The following is a 796-nucleotide window of genomic DNA, read 5'->3' on the forward strand; positions in this document are numbered from 1 at the left end:
AAACCACATCATTCGTCCAGCTAGGCTAGATAGCATGGTCACTGCACTAACAAGTGCTACCGCAATTGTTGAAATCCGAATATCATAATTACGGATATGGCTCACTTCATGTCCAATAACCGCTTCCAGCTCTTCACGATTCATTAGATTTAGCAATCCTGTCGTTGCAGCAACTGCTGCATTTTCAGGCTTTGAACCAGTCGCAAAAGCATTGGGCGATGAATCCTCTACAATATACACCCGTGGCATCGGAACTTGTGCTACCATTGCCATATCCTCTACCACATGATAAAGGTCAGGAGCTTCAGCCTCAGTGACTTGTCGAGCACCGTTCATAGACATGACAACCTCAGTAGACTGGAAAATCATGCTAAAAGCATAAATTACACCAATGATAAAGGCAATTATCACACCACCGAGAGTTGAATCTAGCCATAAATAGCCGACTGCTGCTCCAATAATCGCTAACAGAGCAAAAAAAGCAATCAAGAGAACCCACGTTCGTCTTTTATTACTAGCAATTTGATCAAAGAGCATATTAGTCACCTAGACCGCTAAAATCAACTTTTGGTACAGATTTTTCTTCTTCTGGGACAGCTAAGAAATCTGCCGGCTTAAAGCTGAACATTCCAGCAATAATATTACTTGGAAATGTTTCCAGCTTCACATTGTAATTGCTTGTTACACTATTATAAAGTTGACGAGAATACGAACTTTTATTTTCAGTGTTAGTCAGTTCTTCTTGCAATTTTACAAAGTTCGTACTTGCTTTCAATTCTGGGTAATTTTCTGCAAC

The 796-nt window shown here is 40.2% G+C and carries 2 protein-coding genes; both read right to left on the minus strand.

Going from position 1 to position 796, the window contains the following annotated elements; translation table 11 throughout:
• Nucleotides 1–537: M48 family metalloprotease (locus Y882_RS19580; protein WP_156171600.1), on the minus strand; the 537-nt coding region annotated here is incomplete at its 3' end.
• Nucleotide 538: 1 nt separating this feature from the next.
• On the minus strand, nucleotides 539–796 hold a 258-nt coding region (locus Y882_RS19585), incomplete at its 5' end, for a LemA family protein (RefSeq protein ID WP_162207440.1).

The sequence above is a fragment of the Dyella japonica DSM 16301 genome (assembly GCF_001010355.1).
In the GTDB taxonomy this organism is placed as follows: Bacteria; Pseudomonadota; Gammaproteobacteria; order Xanthomonadales; family Rhodanobacteraceae; genus Dyella; species Dyella japonica.